General features: G+C 75.0%; 13 protein-coding genes and 1 pseudogene. 5 read left to right on the forward strand and 9 right to left on the reverse strand.

Annotated elements, in window-relative coordinates:
• Positions 1-168: 168 nt before the first annotated feature.
• Positions 169-834: a recombinase family protein gene (locus EDD39_RS29025; protein WP_123561732.1), complete on the reverse strand. Its 666-nt coding sequence runs from the start codon at positions 832-834 to the stop codon at positions 169-171.
• Positions 835-1,139: 305 nt separating this feature from the next.
• On the opposite strand from EDD39_RS29025, the gene EDD39_RS29030 reads away from it, so the two are divergent.
• From EDD39_RS29030 to EDD39_RS29040, 3 genes are all read left to right on the forward strand, one after another.
• Positions 1,140-1,883 (forward strand): hypothetical protein, encoded by a 744-nt coding sequence (locus tag EDD39_RS29030; RefSeq protein WP_148089554.1) that lies wholly within the window; start codon positions 1,140-1,142, stop codon positions 1,881-1,883.
• Entirely contained in the window at positions 1,880-2,218 is a 339-nt protein-coding gene (locus EDD39_RS29035) for a winged helix-turn-helix domain-containing protein (protein ID WP_123561736.1), read from the forward strand. Before EDD39_RS29030 ends, EDD39_RS29035 begins: the two co-directional genes overlap by 4 nt.
• A 103-nt stretch (positions 2,219-2,321) precedes the next feature.
• Positions 2,322-3,527, forward strand: a complete 1,206-nt coding sequence (locus EDD39_RS29040) for an alpha/beta hydrolase family protein (protein WP_123561738.1) — start codon at positions 2,322-2,324, stop codon at positions 3,525-3,527.
• A gap of 21 nt (positions 3,528-3,548) precedes the next feature.
• Here EDD39_RS29040 and EDD39_RS42800 read toward each other — a convergent pair.
• A pseudogene (locus EDD39_RS42800) lies at positions 3,549-3,758 on the reverse strand (DUF4158 domain-containing protein); the annotation flags it as partial.
• Positions 3,759-3,865: 107 nt separating this feature from the next.
• Here EDD39_RS42800 and EDD39_RS29050 point away from each other — a divergent pair.
• Positions 3,866-4,207 (forward strand): hypothetical protein, encoded by a 342-nt coding sequence (locus EDD39_RS29050; RefSeq protein ID WP_123561740.1) that lies wholly within the window; start codon positions 3,866-3,868, stop codon positions 4,205-4,207.
• Positions 4,208-4,220: 13 nt separating this feature from the next.
• Here the strand turns inward: EDD39_RS29050 and EDD39_RS29055 are convergent, their stop codons facing one another.
• Together EDD39_RS29055 and EDD39_RS29060 are read right to left on the reverse strand one after the other, a co-directional pair.
• On the reverse strand, positions 4,221-5,081 hold the full coding sequence (locus EDD39_RS29055; protein WP_123561742.1) for an alpha/beta fold hydrolase: 861 nt from the start codon (positions 5,079-5,081) through the stop codon (positions 4,221-4,223).
• A gap of 179 nt (positions 5,082-5,260) precedes the next feature.
• A complete protein-coding gene (locus EDD39_RS29060; RefSeq protein WP_123561744.1) occupies positions 5,261-6,436 on the reverse strand; it encodes an MFS transporter in 1,176 nt (391 codons plus the stop codon).
• 238 nt (positions 6,437-6,674) lie between these two features.
• Here EDD39_RS29060 and EDD39_RS29065 point away from each other — a divergent pair, with 238 nt between their 5' ends.
• Complete coding sequence (locus EDD39_RS29065; RefSeq protein ID WP_123561746.1) at positions 6,675-7,067, forward strand: hypothetical protein; 393 nt, start codon at positions 6,675-6,677, stop codon at positions 7,065-7,067.
• A 46-nt stretch (positions 7,068-7,113) separates the two neighbouring features.
• Here EDD39_RS29065 and EDD39_RS29070 read toward each other — a convergent pair whose 3' ends face one another.
• From EDD39_RS29070 to EDD39_RS29090, 5 genes are read right to left on the reverse strand one after another with little or no spacing between them, the layout of a single operon-like run.
• The gene (locus EDD39_RS29070; RefSeq protein WP_123561748.1) at positions 7,114-7,707 is read right to left on the reverse strand and encodes a GTP-binding protein; all 594 of its coding nucleotides are present in this window, start codon (positions 7,705-7,707) and stop codon (positions 7,114-7,116) included.
• Positions 7,688-8,113, reverse strand: coding sequence for a DUF742 domain-containing protein (locus EDD39_RS29075; protein WP_425269772.1), 426 nt, complete (start codon positions 8,111-8,113; stop codon positions 7,688-7,690). Before EDD39_RS29075 ends, EDD39_RS29070 begins: the two co-directional genes overlap by 20 nt.
• Before the next feature lie 59 nt (positions 8,114-8,172).
• Positions 8,173-8,574: a roadblock/LC7 domain-containing protein gene (locus EDD39_RS29080; RefSeq protein WP_030462186.1), complete on the reverse strand. Its 402-nt coding sequence runs from the start codon at positions 8,572-8,574 to the stop codon at positions 8,173-8,175.
• On the reverse strand, positions 8,571-11,090 hold the full coding sequence (locus tag EDD39_RS29085) for a sensor histidine kinase (RefSeq protein WP_123561751.1): 2,520 nt from the start codon (positions 11,088-11,090) through the stop codon (positions 8,571-8,573). The genes EDD39_RS29080 and EDD39_RS29085 overlap by 4 nt, the downstream gene beginning before the upstream one ends.
• 51 nt (positions 11,091-11,141) lie before the next feature.
• Positions 11,142-11,924: an MHYT domain-containing protein gene (locus EDD39_RS29090; RefSeq protein WP_123561753.1), complete on the reverse strand. Its 783-nt coding sequence runs from the start codon at positions 11,922-11,924 to the stop codon at positions 11,142-11,144.
• Positions 11,925-12,132 lie beyond the last annotated feature (208 nt).

Here is a 12,132-nt window from a genome sequence, read left to right on the forward strand (position 1 = left end):
TGGTCCCTCCACGTCGGACGCGACCGGCAGGGCGGGGTCGGGCTGTTCTTCTTCACCGGGGACCCCGACGCCGGGGACACCTACGTGCTGACGCGCGCGGTGCCGGGGCCGTAGCCGCCCGCGCGGCACCTGTACGGCGTGCCGAACGACTGACCACCCGTAGCTGGTTCAGTCGGTGGTGAGCTGGTGCGGGACACGGCCGGAGGCGCGGAGCTCCTGCAGATCGGGGATGTGGTTGTAGAGGGTGCCGGGGCTGACGCCGAGGAGCTTGGCGATCGAAGTGATCGAGTTCTCGGGGTTGGGCAGCAGGTCACGGGCGGCCCGGATGATCTCTGGGGTGGCGACGGTGGGCCGACCGCCGACCCGACCGCGGGCGCGGGCAGCGTCCAGACCCTCGCGGGTGCCGGAGACGATCAGCTCGCGGATGAACTCGGCGAGTGCGGCGAAGACGTGGAAGACGAGCCGGCCGCCGGGGGTGGTGGTGTCCAGGCGCTCGTGCAGTGAGCAGAAGCCGATCTCACGACGGCGAAGTTCGCCGACCATGTTCACCAGGTCTTTGAGGGATCGGCCGTAGCGGTCGAGCGCGGGGACCACCAGGGTGTCGCCCGGAGCGAGGAAGGCGTGGCACGCCTTCAGCTCGGGTCGCAGGTCGCCCTTGCCGGACTTCTTGTCGGCGAAGATCCGGCGGCACCCGGCGGCGGTGAGGGCGTCGATCTGTCGGTCGAGCTTCTGCCCGCCGGTGGAGACCCGGGCGTAGCCGATGAGGATCTCGGTGCGGTGGGCGGGTTCGGCGACCAGAAGATCGAAGGTGTCGGGCTCGAAGGGGGTGCTCACGCCCGGGATTCTGTCAGAAAACGGTGTTCCGAAGTTCTTGAACAGTCCCGGTTGTTGAAGGAGTTTTTGAAGACTCCGAGGGGCCGTCGGGCGGTCCGGCGGCTGGTCTTCGGAAAACGACGGTTTGTTGAAGCCTGCGTCCTGTCGGCGGCGCGCGTCTGAAAGTGTTCGGATGAGGGCTTGGTGGCCCCTGGGCATCAACGCGGGCCAACGGGTCGGCCTCGGACCACCGGGTTTCCCGGATCCGATCTTGGAGTGCACATAGGTTTCTTGCCATAAATGGTTTGTTATGCAAAGCTGATGGCATGACAGATGCATCAGTGCCCTCGTCGGGCACGCCCCGTGAAGTCCTGACAGGCCTCGGCGACCTGACCCGCAAGGTCCGGGCCGCGCAGCGCGGCACCTGGTTCCCCCTCCTGCTGCTGGGCGTGCTCACACTGGGCGGGATCCTGGTCGGCCGTTTCACCTTCAAGGTCGAGACCGTTGCCTGCCCGGCGAGCGAAGCCGCAGCGGGCGGCTGCACCCTGGTCACGCAGGGCTCAGCGCTCTACTGGCCCCTCGGGCTCGCCCTGGCCTACGTCGCGACGGCGTTCTTCTACATCCGCCGCTCCCGCAACCGCGGTGTCGGGACCCGGGTCCGGCCCTACGTCCTGACGGGGATCGTCCTGGTCGCCCTGGTGAGTGCCACCGCGCTCTGGAGCCTGCGGCACGGGATGGTGCAGCTCGGCGAGCGGCTCGACTTCTGGGGCCTGCACCTCGACCCCACTTCCGGGGTGACGAGGTTCCTCGAACGGCTCGCCGGGAACGCCATGGCCGTCGGGCTGCCGCTGCTGGTGCTGGCCTGGGTGGAGCGCAGCCGCGCCTTGCTGCTGCTCGCTGTGGTGTACCTGGCCATCGAGCTGGTGCCGCTGTCCACCGGCTGGGCGGGGATCCCGTTCACCTCGCCGTGGTCCGCTCTGCCCACCTTCGGCGTCCCCGGCACGCTTCTCCTGCTCGGCGCGCTCGGTTTCGGCCTGGCCGAGCTGTCCGGCCGGCGCAACGCGTCATGACCGATCAGCCCGAGCAGCACCCCGTCACCGGCCTGGACGACGTGGTCCACCAGCGCGTGCGTCTGGGCATCCTCACCGTTGCCCACCAGGCGCGCCGGGTCGAGTTCGGCTTCCTGCGCACGGCGCTCGGCCTCACTGCCGGAAACCTCAGCCAGCATCTGTCCGTGCTGGAGAAGGCCGGGCTGGTGGAGATCGAGAAGGGCTACGAGGGCAAACGCGCCCGCACCTGGCTCTCCCCCACTCCTGCGGGCGACCGCGCCCTGCGGGACGAGGTCGCCCAGCTCAAGCGACTCATCCACCAGATCGAGCACGGCAGCTCAGACCCGGAGTCCTGATCCGCAGCCCGGCGAACCGCGGTGAGCCGTGAGCGGCTCCCGCCGACGTCCGACGGACCCGGACAGCACGCCGAACACCGTCCGAGAAACCCAGGGAGGACACGTGACCATCACACCGGTCACCACGGCGGACGCGACGCGCCGTCGCTTGCTCGCGGCCACGCTGGCCGCGGGGGTCGGGGCCGCCGTGCCGATCAGCGCAGCGCGCCAGGCCTGGGCGGCTCCGGCCGCCCCCGGCCCGTCGCAGCTCACGCTGCCCAGGCCCACCGGGCCGCACCCGGTGGGCACGGTGGCGCTCCACCTCGTCGACACCTCGCGTCCGGATCCTGTGGCCGGCCCGGGGCATCACCGCGAGCTGATGGCCAGCGTCTGGTACCCCGCTCGCAAAACGGACGGCCTGCCGCGTGCTCCCTGGATGACCCGGGGCGCGCTGCGGGCGTTCCTGGCGGACGTCGGCTTTCCCCTGGACCCGGCCCTCGGCCCACTCACCGCCGCACACGTGGGCGCCCCCGTGCACCGAACGGGCCGCCGCCTGCCCGTCCTCGTGTACTCGCACGGCGCGGGCAGCCATCGCGGCGACCATACGATCATGGTCCAGGAACTCGCCAGCCACGGCTACGCCGTGGTCACCGTCGACCACACGTACGACGCGTTCAGCGAGTTCCCCGACGGCCGACTTACTGCCCCGGCAGACGTTCCGCCGTTCCTGGGGCCCCAGGACTACGCCACGGACATCCGGTTCGTGCTCGACGCCGTCGAGGCCATAGCCGCCGGGCACAACCCCGACGCCGACGGCAGGCCACTGCCCCAGGGGCTGCTCGGCGCCCTCGATCCGAGGCGCATCGGCGCGTTCGGCTGGTCGAAGGGCGGCACCGCCACCGCGCTCGCCATGCTCGCCGACCAGCGCATTGGCGCCGGGCTCAGTCTCGACGGCCCGATGCAGCCGACCATCACCATCGACCTGGACCGGCCGTTCATGATGATGACCGCCGACTTCACCCGGGCCGGCATGCCGGACGTCGCCGAGTTCTGGACCCACCTTCACGGCTGGCGCCTGAACATCCAGGCCGACGGGGCCATCCACAAGACGTACGGCGACGACGCGACACTGATCCCGCAAGCGGGCACGATCCTCGGCATGACGAGCCAGCAGATCCAGGACATGATCGGCACCCTCGATCCGACCCGGGCGGTCCGGATCCAGCAGGCCTACCCACTCGCGTTCTTCGACCAGCACCTGCGACACCGCCAGGGACATCTGCTCGACGGACCGAGCGCGGCCTTCCCAGAGGTGAAGTTCATCCCATGAGAAGCCGGCCGGCACCACCGCCAGGTCCTCGGTCGGGAACACCCCGAGCATCCGCACCGAGCCCCACAGCACCGCGAAGCCGAGCCGGTTGGCCGGGGACCGCTTCGAGCGGGCCGCCTCCAGCCCCGGCGCGTCCAGGCGGAAGAACTGCTCCAGCTCGCCGGGCGTCGGCTCGGCCGCGAACCGGCCGTAGCGGGAGACCTGATCGTCAGACAGGAAATCAACTGGCATGAGCCGGAACGTACGGCCGCTGACCAGCGCAGACAGCCCGGTTCACCGAACCGGAACCAAGATCGGCCCGTTGTCGCCACTGGCCGTTCCGATCCTCCTCAGAGGCCGTGCTGCTCCGCCAGGACGGCACGGCCCTGCTCACGGAGCTCGACGGGCAGGACTTCGACTTCGACGACGGCTGGCGCCTCTCCGGCACCGGCACCTGGCAGCTGACCGACCGTCAGGGCGGCCAGGTCGTCCGGCTCGCCCTGACCGCCCGGACCGGGGTCGAGCGCCGCTCCCCCGCCCCGGCAGCCGCCACCGCGTCCCCGGCCCCGCCCCCGGCGGCGTACGCGTGGTCCCTCCACGTCGGACGCGACCGGCAGGGCGGGGTCGGGCTGTTCTTCTTCACCGGGGACCCCGACGCCGGGGACGCCTACGTGCTGACGCGCGCGGTGCCGGGGCCGTAGCCGCCCGCCCCGGTCAGGTCCGGTCGAGGGCGAGCATGGCCGCGGCGACCTCGGGTGCGGCCGGGGCCGGGAGGGCGGTCGCGGCGTCGTCCAGGACCAGGAGGCGGGCGCCGGGGATCTCGCGGGCCAGGGCCTCGCCGTTGCCGAGCGGGAAGAAGCGGTCACGGCGGCCGTGGACGACCAGGGCGGGAAGGTCGAGCGCGGGGAGGCGTTCGCGCCAGCGGGGGGTGCAGTCGAGACGGGCGAAGACCGTGCCCAGCTGGTTGGCCAGGTGGACGGGGGCGGCCGCGCCGGCGGGGGTGCGGTCCCAGATCCGGGCGGCGGTGGACCGGGCGGCGGCGGGGTCGTCGCCGCGGATCTCCGCGCTGCCCGCCGCGAACTCCGCGACCGCCGCGCGGTCGGTCCAGTCCGGCCGCGGACGGGCGAACAGCCGCTTCATGGTCGGGCCGTGGTGGTCGGGCAGGTCGCCGTCGACCGGGCCGGGGGCGACCGGGCGGGTGCCGACCAGGGTCAGCGCCGAGAACGCACCGGGGTGCTCCAGCGCGGCCACCTGCGCGACCATCCCGCCGACCCCGACACCCGCCAGGTGCACCCGGCCCCCGCCGAACGCCCCGGCCAGGGCCGCCGCGTCGGCGGCGAGGGTGCGCAGCGTGTAGGCGGGCACCGCCGGATCGGCCGTCGCCGACTCCCCGCTGTCCCGCAGGTCGTAGCGCACCACCCGGCGCCCGCCCGCCGCCAGGCGCTCGCACAGCGCATCGGGCCAGGAGAGCATCGTCGGCGCCCCCACCAGCAGCACCGGCGGCGCGCCCCCGCCGCCGTCGCCGCCGAACACCTCGACGCCGAGCCGCGTCCCGTTCACCTCGACGGTGCTCATCGGACCACCTCGGCGAAGTCGTGGGCCGGGCGGGACGCCCCGGCGGCGCACCGGTCCCGGCTGGGGCTGTCAGTGATGATGCGGTTCATACCAGGTCGGACGGGACCCGCCGCCGGAACTCATCGCCCGCGCGGCGGGAAGTTCCGGCGGCGGGCCTCCGGCCGGGGCGGCCCGTTCCGTCACGGGTTCCGGGTCCGCCTCCGCAGCGCGAGGGCGGCCAGTGGCGGGGTCGCGGTCAGGAGCAGGCAGGTGGTGAGGGGGAGGTGGCCGAGGAGGGTACCGGTGAGGGCGGTGGCGGTGGAACTTCCGGCGTTGAAGGAGGAGTTGACCCAGGCTCCGGCCCGGGTGCGCTCGGTGGGGGCGGCGAGTTCGTCGGTGAGGAGGTAGGCGGTGGTGAGGGTCGGGGCGACGGCGAGGCCGGCCAGGGCGGCGACGGCGGTCAGGGCCGGGAGGGTGGGGGCGAGGGCGGTGAGGGCGAGGGCGGCGGCGAGGGCCGCGGTCAGGAGGGTGAGGCGGGTGGCGGCGGGGGCCCGCCAGTCGGCGGCGCCGAGGAGCAGCCCGCCGGTCGCGCTGCCCGCGGCGAGGGCCGCCTCGACCCAGGCGACGGCGGCGGGGTTGCCGTGGCGTCCGGCGAAGACCACCGCGAGCAGCGAGAACGCGGCCAGGCCCGCCCCGGCGCCCGCGGCGGCGGCGAGCGGCTGGCGGGCCCGGCCGAGCAGGTGCCGGGTGCCGGTGCGGGCGGGCGGGGCGGCCGTCCCGGTGGCGGTCACCGGGCGGGCGACGGCGGCCAGGGCGAGCGTCCCGCCCAGGGCGAGGGCGGCGCTGAGCAGGATTCCGGCGGCCGGGCGGGCGGCGGCGGCGAGCAGGCCGGCCAGCAGCGGGCCGGTGACGTACAGGAGTTCCTCGGCGACGGTGTCCAGGCTGTAGGCCCGGCGGCGCAGTTCGGGGTCGGCGGCCAGGACGCTCCACTGGGCCCGGGTGACCGGTCCGAGCGGCGGGGCGAGGGTGCCCGCGGCGGCGGCGAGGGCCAGCAGCACCGGGTAGGGGGTGCCGGGGCGCCAGGTGGCGGCGGCCAGGGCGAGCAGGACGGCCGCGTACCCGGTGGCCATCGGGGGCAGGGTGCGGCGCGGGCCGTACCGGTCGACCAGTCCGGCGCGGGTCGGGAAGAGCAGCACGCCGACCGCCGAGAACAGGGCCGTCAGCCAGCCGGCCCGCGGGTAGGAGCCGGTGCCGGCGGCGGTGGCGAGCAGCAGGGAGAGCGGGAGGGTGCCGTAGGAGAGGCGGCCGAACAGGGCGGCCGGGAGCAGCCGGGCGGCGCCGGGGGCGCGCAGCACGGCGAGGTAGGACGCGGACACGGTGGGGTGGTTCCTCAACGGGAGTGGCGCGCGCGGCGCGCCGGTGGACGGGGACGCCGGGGCGACCGCGGCGCCGGATGCGGCGGGCGGTCGCGGTGCGGGGTCCTAGTCGCGGGTGGGGAACACGCCGGTCATGCTACTCAACCCGGAGCCGGGCGGGCGGCGGCGGGCGGGCGCTCCGGGCAGCGCCGCGGGCCCGGGCGGCCGGGTGCGGCGGGGTTGCTGGCATCCTTCCGCCATGAGCCCCGACACCGAGCACTGGCAGCGCTGGATCGAGCCGCTGCTGGCCTTCCTCGCCGCCGACCCGTCCGACCAGTCGGTGTGGTCCCGCGCGCACCGGGTGCGGACGGCCGCGGTCGCCGAGGAGGCCGGGTTCGGGGTGCGGCTCGCGGCGGGGATGGCGGACCGGGGTGCCCTCGAACCCGCGGCCCTGGCGGACCTGGCGGAGATCGGACGGCGCTGCGACGAGGCGGCCCGCCGCGGCGGCCCCGGCCACTGGGCGGACGCGCTGGCGGCCGATCCGGTCTGGGACGAGGTCCGGGTCCTGGCCCGCCGGGTCCTGGTCGGCCGCCTCGGCGGCTGGGACCGGCCGCTGCCGCGGCGGGTGCTCCCGCAGGAGGTGTACGACTGAGGCCCGCCCGGAACGAACGGGCGGCGGGCAGCGGGCGGCGGGCGGGTCAGCTGCGGGTCTGGGCCAGGACCCGGGCCGCGTGCACCTTCCCGGCGTGTTCGACCAGGCTGATCAGGACGTCCTTGCCGGAGGCCCGGGCGCGGGCGTCGCAGGGCACCACGGGGGTGGCGGGGTCGAGGTCGAGGGCCCGGGAGACGTCCTCGGGGCGGAAGGCGCGGCTGCCCTCGAAGTGGTTGACGGCGACCACGAAGGGGATGCCGCGGTGCTCGAAGAAGTCGACGGCGGGGAAGCAGTCGGTGAGGCGGCGGGTGTCGGCGAGGACGACGGCGCCGAGGGCGCCCTGGGCGAGTTCGTCCCAGAGGAACCAGAACCGGTCCTGGCCGGGGGTGCCGAACAGGTAGACGGACAGGCCGTCGCGGATGGTGATCCGGCCGAAGTCCATGGCGACGGTGGTGGTGGTCTTGCGTTCCACGCCGCCGAGGTCGTCGACGTGGGTGCCGGCGGCGGTCAACTGCTCCTCGGTGCGCAGGGGTTTGATCTCGCTGACGGCCCCGACCAGGGTGGTCTTGCCGACGCCGAAGCCGCCGGCGACCAGGATCTTCAGGGCCAGGTCGGCGCTGTCAGAGGGCGCGGAGCCCATGGATGACCTCCTGGAGGATGTGTTCGTGCGGGAGCAGCGCCGGCGGGACGGGGCGGCTGACCCGGATGTGTTCGGCGTCGAGGAGGTCGCCGAGCAGGACCCGGACCACGCCGAGCGGCAGGTCGAGGTCGGCGGCGATCTCGGCGACGGACAGCGCGTTGCCCCGGCAGATCTCCAGGATGGCGGTCTGCTCGGGGCCGACCGACAGCACGGTCGGGTCGGGGACGTCGGTGACGACCAGCGCGATCAGGTCGAAGGGCTGTCCGGGGCGGGTGCGGCCCTTGGTGAGCGCGTAGGGGCGGACCATCGGCCCGGCGTCCTCGTCGTACCACTGGACGGGGCGGTCGGGCGGCGGCGGGTAGCCGAACGGGGTGCCGGGCAGGTACTCCCGGGGCGGGTAGGCCATCGGCCAACTCCCCTCCTTCTGCTGGGCTTTCGGGCCGGGCGGTGGGCGCGCGGCCTCGGTCAGTAGCCGCGCGGGGCGGCGTGCAGGTGTTCGCCGACCCGGCGGACCAGGCGGGCCATCTCGTAGGCGACCAGGCCGAGGTCGGCGTCGGGTTCGGCGAAGACGGCCAGGCAGGAGCCCTGTCCGGCGGCGGCCACGAACAGGTAGCCGCGTTCCAGTTCGACCATGGTCTGGCGGACCTCGCCCGCCTCGAAGTGGCGCCCGGCACCCTTGGCCAGGCTGTGGAAGCCGGAGGCGACGGCGGCCAGGTGTTCGGCGTCCTCGCGGCCGAGGCCGGTGGAGTTGCCCATCGGCAGCCCGTCGGCGGAGAGCATGACGGCGAACCTGACCCGGGCCGTCCGGGTGGTCAACTCGTCCAGGAGCCAGTTGAGTTCGCCGCTCTGGCGGGTGGTGCCGATCATCGGTAGCGCTCTCCTCTGTCGAAGTCGCCGCGGTCGGTGGCGGGGCGGTCGGTGGCCGGGTGGGCGTGGCCGCGCTGCCAACCGCGCTGGAAGGCGGTCATCGCGGTGCGGGCCTGTTCGGGGTCGCGGTCGGCGGGTCCGGCGGGGCGCAGCCCGGGGCGGGGCGGCTGCGGGGTGTCGCGCAGCTGCGGGGCGAGGCTGGCCTGCCGCACCCGGCGCGGGAGTTCGTCGTCCTGCCCGGCGGGGACGGCCGGCGAGGGCAGCGCCTGCACGGGCGGGCGCTGCGGCACCGCGGCGGCGGGCGGGCGCGGCGGCACCGCGGCGGCGGGCCGGGCGGGCGGCGGCGGGGCGAGCGGGGCTCGGGCCGGGGCCGGGGGTGCGGCGAGCGCCTGGGACAGCGGCCGCACCGTCGGCGGGAGTTCCGGCACGGTGGCCGACTCCCGTTCGTCCGGCCGGGGTTCGGCCCCGTGCAGGTCGAGCAGGTCGAGCGGGAGCAGCACGATCGCGGTGGTGCCGCCGTACGCGGAGGGGCGCAGCGCGACCTTGACGCCGTGCCGTTTGGCGAGCCGGCTGACCACGAACAGGCCGAGCCGGTCGCTGTCGAAGAGGTCGACCTGGTCGCTGGCGTCGATCCGCCGGTTGGCGTCGGAGAGCGCTTCGGGGCCCATGCCGAGGCCGCGGTCCTCGATCTCCAGGGCGTAGCCGTTGCCGACCTGTTCGCCGCGGATCTGGACCTTGGTGTGCGGGGGCGAGAACCCGGTGGCGTTCTCGACGAGTTCGGCGACCAGGTGGGTGAGGTCGGCGACGGCGGGGCCGGTGACGGCGGCGTACGGGAGGCGGTGGACGTCGACCCGGGCGTACTCCTCGACCTCGGCGACGGCGGCCCGGACCACGTCGGTGAGCGGGACGGGCTTGCGCCAGGCGCGGCCGGGGGCGGCGCCGGAGAGGATGATCAGGCCCTCGGCGTGGCGGCGCATCCGGGTGGTGAGGTGGTCGAGCTTGAACAGGTCGTCGAGTTCGGCCGGGTCCTCGGTGCGGCGCTCCATGGCGTCCAGCAGGGTGAGCTGGCGGTGCACCAGGACCTGGCTGCGGCGGGCCAGGTTGACGAACACGCCGGAGACGCCGGAGAGCACCTCGGCGCGTTCGACGGCGGCGGTGACGGCGGCCCGCTGGACGCTGTCGAGGGCGTGGTGGACCTGGCCGATCTCGTCGCCGCCGTGCTCGCGCGGCGGCACCTCGGCGTCCACGTCGACCTCTTCGCCGGACCTCAACCGCCGCATGGTGTCCGGGAGTTTGCGGCCGGCCAGTTCGAGGGCGGAGTTGCGCAGGGCGTGCAGTTCGGCGACCAGGCCGCGGCCGATCCGGACCGAGACCAGCAGCGAGCCGAGGACGGCGAACAGGCCGAGCAGCACGGTGGCGCCGGAGGTGGTGAACAGGCCGAGCGCGTACGGGTCGGACCGTTCGGAGGCGGCGGTGCCGGCCTGCCGTTCGAGGTCGGCCAGGGCGTGCGCGGTGGCGTCGGCGGCGGCGGCCCAGCGGGTGCCGGGGACGGCGGCGAGCGCGCCGCGCGGGTCGGCGGCGTCCAGCAGCGCCTCCTCGTAGCGGCGCAGTTCCTGGTACTCGGGCCCGCCGGTGACGGCGGCCAGCGCGGTGCGGTCGGCGGGGCGCAGGTCGGGGGCGGCGGTCTGCTCGAACTGGGCGCGGGCGTAGCCGGCCCCGACGATCTGCCGGTACTGGGCCTCGGTGAGCTGTCCGCTGCGCTGGGCGGCGCGCACCAGGGCGTCCTCGCGGGCGAGTTGCTCCCGGGAGCGGGCGAACTCGAGCAGCACCCGGGCGTCGGCGGCGACCCGGTGGTCCTGCAGCGCGGTGAGCGAGCCGGTGGCGGCGAGGGCCTCGTCGACGGCGGCGGTGTAGACGGTGTAGGCGTCGCTCCACGGGACGCTGCGGTCGAGCAGCCGGGTGCGCAGCGCGGGGAGGGCGGCGACGGCGCGGCCGAGGGTGTCGAGGCGGCCGGCCGCCTCGGGGCCGAGCCCCTCGGCGTCGGCGCGGTTGTAGCCGGGGGCCAGGGTGAGCGGGGCGGCGGCCCGGTCGGTGTCCTGGGCGGTGCTGCGCAGCGCGGCCTCCTGGTCGGGGCCCGGGGCGGCCAGGAGCTGTCCGGCGGCGGCCCGTTCGGCCTGCAGGGCGGCGACGGTGCGGTCCAGCGGGGTGCGCAGGGTGGTGTCGACGCTCTTGATCCGCAGCAGGTCCCAGACGTCGCCCGCGGTGGTGACGGTGGCGAACGCCCACAGCGCCATCACGGAGACCACCGGGACCATCAGCACGGCGACGATCCGGGCCCGGACGGTGCGCGGCCGCAGGCCGGGCCGGACGGGCGCCGGGACGGTGAGCGGGGTCTCGTCGGCGGGCGGCCCGGCGTGGGCGCCGCGCCGGGGCGCGCCGGGCCGGGTGCGGGCGGGGCCGCGCGGGGTGCTGGGGGCGGGCGGTCCGCTGCGGGAGGTGCCTCGGCTTGCGCGCATGGGTGTGGGGCGGCCTTTCACGGGGTCGTCGGGGCGGGCGGGCGGCGGGGCTCAGGCGGCGCGGCCGAGGTCCTCGACGGCGAGTTCGCCGGCCTCGCGGTAGGCGGCGCGTTCCTGCGCGGTCGGGGAGAGCGCGACGAAGGCGGCGGTGAGGAAGAGGAAGGAGCCGAGCCCGACGGCGAGCGGGAAGACGAACTGCATCGGGGTGGCGCCGCCGAGCCCGGTGCGGGCGGGCTCCATGTGGACGTGCACGGCGGCCATGCCGGTGTAGTGCATGCAGCTGACGGCGACGCCCATGACGAGCGCGGCGGCGGCCGCCGCGTACACGTTGCGGATGGTGACGGCGGCCCACAGCGCGGCGGTGGCGGCGCCGACGGCGATCAGGACGGACAGCGCCACCGTGCCGGCCTGGTAGCGCAGTTCGCCGTGGATCCGGACGGCGGACATCCCCAGGTAGTGCATGGCGGCGACGCCGACGCCGGTGGTGAGGCCGCCGAGCAGCAGGCTGCGGCCGCGGTGCCGGCCGTAGCCGACCACGAACACGCCGAGGCCGACCACGGCGATCGCCACCAGCAGGCTGAGGACGGTCAGCGGGACGTCGTAGCGCAGGTCGGTGCCGTCGACGCTGAAGCCGAACATGGCGACGAAGTGCATCGTCCAGATCCCGGAGCCGATCGCGGCGGCCGCGGTGAGCAGCCAGTTGCGGCGGGAGGCGCCGGTGGCGGACAGCGCGCGCAGGGTGCAGCGCAGGCCGAGGGCGGCGCCGACGCAGGCCATCGCGTAGGAGAGCAGCGGCGTCAGCCAGCCGAAACTGAAATGGTCCATCGATCCCATCGGGTGCCTCCTGCGAGGGGTGCGGGTGCCGCTCGCCGAGCTCTTGCGGTCCAGGAATCGTGGACGCTACCCAGAGTTGACGAATGGTCACCGGAAGATGTGAAAAGCACCACGCGTGGTGGGGGTTGTGTGCTCGAATGGTCCGGCGGCGCATGCCTCCCACCGCCCTCCCGCGCTCCGCGCGCCCCAGCGCACGCCCTTGCGCGCG

This window comes from Kitasatospora cineracea, assembly GCF_003751605.1.
Lineage (GTDB): Bacteria > Actinomycetota > Actinomycetes > Streptomycetales > Streptomycetaceae > Kitasatospora > Kitasatospora cineracea.